The sequence below is a fragment of the Okeania hirsuta genome, from assembly GCF_003838195.1.
Classification (GTDB): domain Bacteria; phylum Cyanobacteriota; class Cyanobacteriia; order Cyanobacteriales; family Microcoleaceae; genus Okeania; species Okeania hirsuta.
The window spans coordinates 1-7,606 of the sequence record NZ_RCBY01000296.1; the positions used below are offsets into that span (position 1 = coordinate 1).

General features: G+C 34.5%; 5 protein-coding genes. 4 read left to right on the forward strand and 1 reads right to left on the reverse strand.

Going from position 1 to position 7,606, the window contains the following annotated elements:
• The 3 genes from D5R40_RS28445 to gatB all read left to right on the forward strand — a co-directional run.
• Nucleotides 1-320: PEP-CTERM sorting domain-containing protein (locus D5R40_RS28445; RefSeq protein ID WP_134239633.1), on the forward strand; the 320-nt coding region annotated here is incomplete at its 5' end.
• A gap of 317 nt (nucleotides 321-637) precedes the next feature.
• Entirely contained in the window at nucleotides 638-2,449 is a 1,812-nt protein-coding gene (locus D5R40_RS28450) for an HTTM domain-containing protein (protein ID WP_124155556.1), read from the forward strand.
• 1,136 nt (nucleotides 2,450-3,585) lie between these two features.
• Entirely contained in the window at nucleotides 3,586-5,070 is a 1,485-nt protein-coding gene (gene gatB / locus D5R40_RS28455) for an Asp-tRNA(Asn)/Glu-tRNA(Gln) amidotransferase subunit GatB (RefSeq protein WP_124146621.1), read from the forward strand.
• Between the two features lie 337 nt (nucleotides 5,071-5,407).
• Here gatB and D5R40_RS28460 read toward each other — a convergent pair whose 3' ends face one another.
• Nucleotides 5,408-6,091, reverse strand: a complete 684-nt coding sequence (locus tag D5R40_RS28460; RefSeq protein WP_240039126.1) for a TVP38/TMEM64 family protein — start codon at nucleotides 6,089-6,091, stop codon at nucleotides 5,408-5,410.
• A gap of 652 nt (nucleotides 6,092-6,743) precedes the next feature.
• Between D5R40_RS28460 and D5R40_RS28465 the strand changes: the two genes are divergently transcribed.
• Nucleotides 6,744-7,313: a hypothetical protein gene (locus tag D5R40_RS28465; protein ID WP_124146619.1), complete on the forward strand. Its 570-nt coding sequence runs from the start codon at nucleotides 6,744-6,746 to the stop codon at nucleotides 7,311-7,313.
• The last annotated feature ends 293 nt before the right edge of the window (nucleotides 7,314-7,606 follow it).

The window sequence follows — 7,606 nt, forward strand, 5'->3', positions numbered from 1 at the left end:
CTGACGGTGGTATGGATGTTGGTGGCACAACTGACGGTGGTATGGATGTTGGTGGCACAACTGACGGTGGTATGGATGTTGGTGGTACATATGATGGCGGCACAGATGTTGGTGGCACAACTGACGGTGGTATGGATGTTGGTGGCACAACTGACGGTGGTATGGATGTTGGTGGCACAACTGACGGTGGTATGGATGTTGGTGGCACAACTGACGGTGGCACAGATGGTTCAGTATCCGTTCCCGAACCAGGTACAATTCTAGGTTTAGCTGTATTCTTTGGCGGTTTATTAACTTCTCGTCGTCGCAAATCTAACTAATAATAAGCTAATAAAAATTTACCTTTTAAATTAGCTGTTACTGTAATAGTAAATAATATTTAATCAGGAATTTATAACATCTATCATAATTTCTTCAAACACATTAAAGACAAAATAATAATACACCTAGTAACTTCTGAAATTGTCAGTTATTATTGTCAAATCAAAAATCCCCTGTTCTTGAGGCAGGAGACTTGACATAATGTGATTTGAAATTGAAAAAAATAATCTTAGTCGGGGTTAAAAGTTTACGATAAAAGCTTTTAATCCCAATTTTCATTAATATATTTACATACATTAAAAGGGTTGATTCTGCGATGAGTTCCAGAGAATATCCATTGCCAACATATACCTTAGCAACACGAGAAGATTTATTAGGTTTAGACTTGCGATCGCTAGCTTTATTTCGAGTTGGTTTGGCTTTAATTATTATTGTCGATCTAATAGAACGTTTTGGCGATCTGAAAGCTCACTACACAGATTTTGGTGTCTTACCCCGTGCAGTACTAATTGAAAAATTTTTAAATTCTTCGGTCTGGTCGCTTCATCTTTTTAGTGGCAATATTTTATTTCAAGGAATACTTTTTGTAGTTGCTTTTATTTGTGCTTTAGCACTTTTAGTTGGTTATCGTACTCGCTTATTCACGATTTTATCTTGGGTTTTACTCGCTTCTTTGCATAGTCGTAATAACATGATTCTCAATGCTGGAGATTCTGAATTACGCCTCCTTCTATTTTGGGGAATATTTTTACCTTTAGGAGCATATTATTCAGTTGATAGTGCCTTAAATTCTGAATCAAAACCTTTTCCTAAATCAATTATTTCAGGTGGTACTATCGCTTTAACTCTACAAATATGTTTTGTTTATTGGTTTACGGCAATGCTGAAATCTCATCCTATTTGGTGGGAAGAAGGAACTGCTGTTTACTATGCTTTAAATATCGATCAACTTGCTACTCCCTTCAGTAGCTTCATGTTGAAGTTTCCCCAACTTTTAGTATTTGCTAATTTCGCTACTCTCTGGATTGAATTATTAGCACCTTTTTTATTATTTGTACCAATTAAAAATAGTTTTTTTCGTTGCTTAACAGTATTTATTTTTATTGGTTTGCATATAGGTTTTCGCCTTGGCTTAGTTTTAGGCTTATTTCCTTATGTATGTATTATTTCTTGGTTAGTGTTATTGCCTAGTGATTTTTGGGATTGGTTGAGTTATAAATTACAATTTAAACAGATTAAAAATATTAAAATTTATTATAATCCTGATTCTAGTACATACCAAAAAATCTTAAATTTACTTTGCTGCTTTTTGTTCTTACCAAAAGAATTAGTTTTCTCAGCCCAAACCCAACCAGAAATTTATACGGCAATAAAAAACAGTAATTCATGGTTATTAGTCGAACATCAAGACAATCAATATATTCAATTTCAGGCATTAATTTATCTGTGTAACATTTCTCCTGTATTTCGACCTCTAACTTTAGTTTTGAGTTTACCCATAATTACAACTATAGGCAAAAAAATATGCGCTGAACTCAACAATATCAATAGTAATTTTCATCAATTGATTTCCCAATTACAGTATCGGAAAAATTCAGTTTATCCAGCCAATTATCAGAATCTTATTGCTTTATTGCTTCTAGGTTTCGTATTGCTCTGGAATCTTAATAGTATTTCCCCCAAAATATTCCCTATCCCCAAAATAGTCAGAACAACTAATTTAATTCTCAGATTAGACCAAAGATGGGGTATGTTTGCTCCTTATCCCTCACGAGAAGATGGTTGGTATGTCATTCCAGGTAAACTTAAAAATGGTAAAAAAATTGATTTATTTAAAAATGGTCAACCTGTGATTTGGGATAAACCATTATTAGTTTCATCAACTTATCCTAATGTACGCTGGCGTAAATATATGATGAAAATTTGGTTGAAGCGTCATGCTGCTCATCGTCTTTATTATGGTAAATATTTGTGCCGTGACTGGAATAGTAAATATAAAGGTGAAGAACAACTTGATAATTTTGAAATATTTTTTATGTCAGAAAAAACTTTGCCAAACTATCAAACTCCTGAACTCAAAAAAGTTTCGATTCATAAACATTATTGCTTTAAGAAACCCGATCAATAATTAGGGTCTGCTGAAAAAGTCTTTTAGTAGGGGTAGGAGACAGGAGACAGGAGACAGGAGAAATGGACCGGGAGAAATGGACCGGGAGAAATGGACCGGGAGACAGGAGACAGGAGACAGGAGACAGGAGAAATGGATCGGGAGCGAGGAGGTAGGAGTAACAATTGTCAATTTGGGATTTTTCTGCCCAACTCTTGCCATTAATACTAACTTTTTGAGCATTTTAGAGGTGATACCAGGCAATTTTTTAGACAAAAAAAAAGGCTTAAGCCTTTACCTGTCAATGCTTTGAGGATTAATTAGCAATCCCTAATTAGACATATCCGAAAAAGATATAAATTTTTGCCTAGAGTAGAGAACAGGGGGTAGGGAATAAAGAACAGGCACAAAACATGATTTATTTGGTGGCATTACTGAATCAAGGGATAGTTCTTTGTGACGTTCTCCTACATCAAATCAAAGATTATGATGTAGGCTTCCCAACCTCGCGGATAGGGCTTTCTGTTTCACAGGGAGTGCAACCACTTAACCCTCACCAGACAGAGATGATGAGACCCACCACCTTTTTGTACTGAACAATTCTGTACTCCGATACACACCCTCAAGAGTTTTACCTTTTCACGGGCCGACCGCGAACTTCATGAATTGAACCCCATACTCGCTATTTGTTTTCTATGTGCTGTTATCAAGTGCGTATTACCGCTACTCCTGATATAATCACCAATAACACAAAAAAGCACACAATGCAAGAAATAATTGGACCCTACGCGGTTTATTTGTTGGTCGGCAATTCCCCTCCCGTTAACATTTGTATAACGGGAGACCCCTTGCCGACATCAAAGTTGGAAATGGGTCTCCCGTTAACATTTGTATAACGGGAGACCCCTTGCCGACATCAAAGTTGGAAATGGAAAATCTCGATCACTGTACACTAGAACTAATGACCTTTAAATTTTAAATAGCAGTCAGCAGTCAGCGGTCAGCGGTCAGCATTAGGACTTTTTTTTACGCCCTGGAAATTTCAACCCCGACTCAACCATCCAGGGTATTAGTTGCCGGGGTATAAACCCAAAGTCAAAAAGCTGAAATGCTGAAATGCTGATAGCTAGTTTACTTTTGACTTAATTCAAAAATCTATGACTACAACTGTACAAGTAAAAACAGAGTATGAAGCAATTATTGGTCTAGAAACCCATTGTCAACTTAGTACCCAAACCAAAATTTTCTCCGCTTCATCCACAGAATTCGGTGCCCCACCAAATAGCAATATTGACCCAATATGTATGGGAATGCCTGGAGTATTACCCGTACTTAATCAAAAAGTCCTAGAATATGCCGTAAAAGCAGGACTTGCCCTAAATTGTCAAATAGCACCCTACAGTAAATTTGACCGTAAACAATATTTCTACCCTGACTTACCCAAAAATTATCAGATTTCTCAGTATGACCTACCCATTGCCGAAAATGGTTGGCTAGAAATAGAAATAGTAGATGAAGATGGCACTGCAAACCGCAAAAAAATCGGCATTACTAGACTACACATGGAAGAAGATGCTGGTAAGTTAGTCCATGGAGGTAGCGATCGCCTATCTGGGTCAACCTATTCAATGGTGGACTATAATCGTGCAGGTGTACCATTAGTAGAAATTGTATCAGAACCGGATATACGTTCTGGACTAGAAGCTGCAGAATATGCTCAAGAGCTACAGCGAATTGTCCGCTACCTTGGTGTGAGCGATGGTAATATGCAGGAAGGTTCTCTACGATGCGATGTGAATGTTTCTGTACGACCAGTAGGCCAAAAAGAGTTTGGTACAAAGGTAGAAATCAAAAACATGAACTCCTTTAGTGCTATACAACGAGCGATCGAATATGAAATTCAACGGCAAACTGAAGCTATTGAAGCAGGGGAAAAAATTGTTCAAGAAACTAGACTCTGGGAAGAGGGTTCTCAACTTACTATTAGTATGAGGGTGAAGGAGGGTTCTAGTGATTATCGTTATTTCCCCGAACCTGACATTCCACCTATTGAAGTCTCGACTCAGCAGTTAGATGATTGGAAAGTAGAATTACCAGAATTACCCGCACAAAAACGTCACCGCTATGAAAGCAAATTAGGTTTATCTGCTTATGATACTCGCGTGCTTACTGATGACTGCAAAGTAGCAGAATATTTTGAAGCAACAGTTGCAGCGGGAGGAAATGCAAAACAAGCAGCTAACTGGGTAATGGGGGATATTACTGCTTATTTGAAAAATGAAAAAATTAGCATTACTGATATTGGCCTTAAACCAGAAAATTTGGCCGAGCTAACTACAATTATTGAAGATGGTACTATCAGTGGCAAAATTGCGAAGGATATTCTGCCAGAATTATTATCAAAAGGTGGGTCGCCCAAGGAATTAGTAGAGAAGAAAGGTCTAATTCAAATTTCAGATACTAAGGCGATAGAAGCAATTATTGATGAAGTTTTAGCAGCACATCCAGAAGAATTAGAAAAATATCGTGGTGGTAAAACTAAACTTAAAGGTTTCTTTGTTGGGCAAGTGATGAAGAAAACTCAAGGACGTGCAGATCCAAAGATGACAAATCAATTAATTAGTAAGAAGTTGGAAGGATAGAGGAGTCAGAATTCTGAATTCTAAATTCTGAATTTAGAATTTAGAATTCAGGAGGGAAAAAATTTATCAAGATTTGGTAATGGTGAAGATAGAGAATGTTTTTATACCGAATTAAACAGATTTTATATTACAGCGCTTCCCGCTGTTATGAGGTATACCCATCGCGGGAGATGCCCGCACTACAAGATTTTCACCATTTACCCTGTACATCATTTGCCAGAAATATGCTGTATCTTTTCTTTTGCGGGTTTATAGCGGTTTTCAAATAGATATGAAGTGGCCTTTCTTTGACTATTCATAAGCAATTTTCCCTTCTTCCTTCTTCCTTCTTCCTTCTTCAATTCTTGCCTTCTTCAAAACTTGTTTCTAAAGCTTTGTTTGCTTGCCGAGTTATATAAATAGTTACTAAAACTGTGGCAATTAAACCAACAATATTAATTATCCATTTAGTTACTTCTACAGTAGAATTTGTCGGTTGTTGAGACGTACCAATTAAAGTAATATCACCTACTATAGAACCAATATAAACATACATTACTGTTCCTGGAATCATCCCTAGAGAACCCAAAATATAATCTTTTAAAGAAACCTGCATGACACCAAAAGCATAATTCAAAAGATTAAAAGGAAACAAAGGGCAGAGTCTAGTTAAAAATACTATTTTAAATCCTGCTTTAATAACAGCTCGATCGATAACTTGAAATTTTGGATGTTGATGTAATTGTTGGCAAACCCAATCACGAGATATATACCGTCCGATAATAAAAGCTATTGTAGCGCCTAAAGTTGAAGCAAAAAAAACATAAATAGCTCCCCAGATAACTCCAAATATTACTCCTCCTCCTATAGTTAAAACTAAACCAGGAATTAATAGTAAAGTAGCTAAATTATAAATTATTATGAAAGCGATTGGACTCCACACATCTAGACTTTCAATCCAAACTAATTTATTTTTTAAAAGTTCTGGTAGGTTAAAATATTTGGCTGTAATAATTAAGCTTATAACTACAATAAATAACAAAAAAAACTTGCAATTTTTTTTTAATTTTCTATGAGCATGAGTATTTGTAAATATATTCATATCTATATTATATCATGTCCATTTTTACTTACAGTTATAAATAATTTATAGCCTAATATCATGTTCATTTAAATACTTATACATTGTTTAATTTATTTACTGCCGTCTGAATTAATTAAGTATTTAACTAGACATGATATAAATTATAAATATCATCCTAAAATTATTTTTATCTTAGTTAACTATGAATTTTTACTGAGAATAATTGCTGGAGAAATAAATGACTAAAATTATGCCTATCCATAGCTTTATTTCATGAAAATACAATTGCCATACCTAAAATAATTATAAGTACTTGTGCAAAATTAATTTAACATTTGTCAGTAGGGAATAAGGCATAAAAAATATACTTGTGTACTTGAACAGTGACTCTAAAAATCATCTTTCCTAACTATTACTCAATCATCAAATAGCCAATTAACTTGACTTGAATACTTAAACACTGAATTTGAGGAGTAGTTTAATTAGCGTAGCGATCACCTTCGTTAAAATTATCAAGTTAAACAGAGAAATTTAATTATAGTAAATATTTAACCAAAACTTAAATTTATTTTAATTATTACATGTTACTGTAATAATTAAATTTATATATATGTGGAAAAAATTTAATTTAATGAATTTATATTATCATATTTTCTGGAGTACAGTCTTAATATTAGCTAGTATCTTAACTACAAATAAAACCACCTTAGCTTCTGCAAAAAATACCAGTCTTTTGATTGACTCTAACAATAATAATTCCTATAAAATTCTTGTAGAACAAGCAGAAAATTTAGCAAAAAATAAAATCAATCAAGAATTTAAAAATAATCCAGAAATCACAGAAATTACTATCACTATATTAGGAGAGCGTCAGAGTCAAATAGTACCTATCCTACGTTCAAAAATATCTCGTGCTGAATGGCAAAAAAATGCAGAAATTGATAATTTGACTAGATATTTTGCCGATGCCAAATACTTATTAAACTTTGATAGTGAAACTACACCTAAAACTCAACCTAAAACTCCTGAATCTTCTCCTCAAATTCCAGCCCCACCTCCACCATCACCTGATACTCAACCTATAGTTCCTCAACCTCAAAAATCTCCTCAACGGCAGCCAACATCTAAACCTCCAATATTTCCTTCTGATGAAGATGACCCCAAAGAGATAGATGATTAAGCACTTTTTGAGAATTCTTTTTTATTCTTCCCTGGAATTAGTTTGAAACAGTATGAAGTTTAGGTAAACTTTTTTCATTTACAACCTACAATTTAATCCGCATAATTTATGGATTAACCAAAATTTAAACAATACTTTAATCAAGCTTAAACTAACTATAAACTCATCATAAATTTATCTAGGTAAACTTCTGAAGGCAGTATTTAAAGCAACCAAATACAGACAATATTTAGTTTAGAAATACTGCTAGCAATAGATTGAAAATTTGTAATCTACCGCCTCTCTGTAGAGGG